At 60.3% G+C, this 1,882-nt stretch carries 1 protein-coding gene and 1 pseudogene; both read right to left on the minus strand.

The window, feature by feature from the left end; genetic code table 11:
• Positions 1-1,030 (minus strand): glycerol kinase GlpK (locus EN914_RS33830; protein WP_127389604.1); only part of this gene is annotated, 1,030 nt, incomplete at its 3' end.
• Positions 1,031-1,230: 200 nt separating this feature from the next.
• Positions 1,231-1,882 (minus strand): annotated as a pseudogene (locus EN914_RS33835) (carbohydrate ABC transporter substrate-binding protein); the annotation flags it as partial.

Genomic DNA, 1,882 nt, shown 5'->3' on the forward strand with positions numbered 1-1,882 from the left:
GCACCAGATAGACGTTTTGCGTTGGATCAGCCTCGGCAGCCAGCTTGCCGCTTTGCTCGGCCTTGCCGATCACCTTGATGCCGTCGCGCAGCCATTGGACCGCGGCGCCGGCAATGAAGATCGAGCCCTCCAGCGCATAAGTGGTCTTGCCGTTCAGCCTGTAGGCAATAGTGGTCAAGAGCCGGTTCTTCGAACGCACAAGGTCGCTGCCGGTGTTGAGCAGAGCAAAGCAGCCCGTGCCGTAGGTGGATTTCATCATGCCCGGCTCGAAACAGGCCTGGCCGATGGTCGCCGCATGCTGGTCGCCGGCAACACCGAGGATTCTTATCTCGGCGCCGAAGAGATTTTTCTCCGTGATTCCATAGTCATCGGCGCAGTCCTTTACCTCGGGTAGCATTTTCGCCGGGATGTTCAGTATCGACAGCAGTTCGTTGTCCCAGGCATTTTTCTCGATATTGTAGACCAGCGTGCGCGACGCGTTGGTGGCATCCGTGGCGTGGACCTTGCCGCCGGTCAGCCGCCAGATCAGAAAGCTGTCGATGGTGCCGGCGAGCAACTCGCCCTTCTCGGCACGACGCCGCGCCCCTTTTACCTTGTCTAGCATCCAGGCGATCTTGGTACCGGAAAAATACGGATCAAGCAGCAGGCCGGTTTTTTTGGTGAACTTTTTCTCCAGTCCCTGCTTCTTCAGTTTCTGGCACAGCGGCGTGGTGCGCCGGTCCTGCCAGACAATGGCATTGTGGATCGGCTTGCCGGTCGCCTTGTCCCAGATGACGATGGTCTCGCGCTGATTGGTGATGCCGAGCGCGGCCACCTCGGAAGCAGCCCGGCCGGCATTCTTCAGCGCCGCCTTCACGGTCGTCACCACGCTCGCCCAGATGTCTTCGGGATCGTGCTCGACCCAGCCGGAGGCCGGATAGTGCTGGGTGAATTCCTTCTGCCCGCTGCCGGCAACCTTCATATCGCCGTCGAACAGGATCGCCCGGGTCGAAGTCGTGCCCTGGTCGATGGCAAGGATGTATCCGGTCATTCTGCTTCCCCGCTTAATGCATGTCGCCCAAAGGTGACCTCGATTTTGGGAGAACGACATGCACAAAAACAAAGACCTAAAGCGCGTTGCATGAATCCATCTCAACGCGACGCGCTTTAGTCTTTTACACAAACAGGGGAGACGGCAAGATGCCGCCTCCCCCTATTCTCATGATGCAGGCGCGAACGCCGGCACCAAGGTTACTTCTGCCAGCTCTTCACCAGCTCGTCGTAGTTGATGGTGATCGGCTTTTCCTTCTCGTTCTCGATCTTGAGCTGAGGAGCGAGATTGCCTTTCTTGACCGCGTCGGCGTTCCAGTAGGCGAGGTCATGCTCTTCGGCCATCTTCGGGCCGATATCGCCCTGGACACCCGACTTCTCGATGCGGCTCATGACCTTTTCCTGCTCGCCGCAGAGCGAGTCCATCGCTTCCTGCGCCGTCTTGGCACCCGACGACGCATCGCCGATCGCCTGCCACCAGAGCTGTGCCAGCTTCGGATAGTCAGGCACGTTGGTGCCGGTCGGCGACCACTGAACGCGGGCCGGCGAACGGTAGAACTCGATCAGGCCGCCGAGCTTCGGAGCCCGCTCGGTGAAGCTCTTGTCGTGGATCGTGCTCTCGCGGATGAAGGTCAAGCCGACATGGCTCTTCTTCACGTCGACTGTCTTCGAGGTGACGAACTGCGCGTAGAGCCAGGCGGCCTTGGCGCGGTCGGTCGGGGTCGACTTCATCAGCGTCCAGGAGCCGACGTCCTGATAGCCGAGCTTCATGCCGTCCTTCCAGTAGACGCCATGCGGCGACGGCGCCATGCGCCACTTGGGCGTACCGTCGTCGTTCAGCACCGCCTTGGCG

Source organism: Mesorhizobium sp. M7A.F.Ca.CA.001.08.2.1, from assembly GCF_003998455.1.
Lineage (GTDB): Bacteria > Pseudomonadota > Alphaproteobacteria > Rhizobiales > Rhizobiaceae > Mesorhizobium > Mesorhizobium ciceri.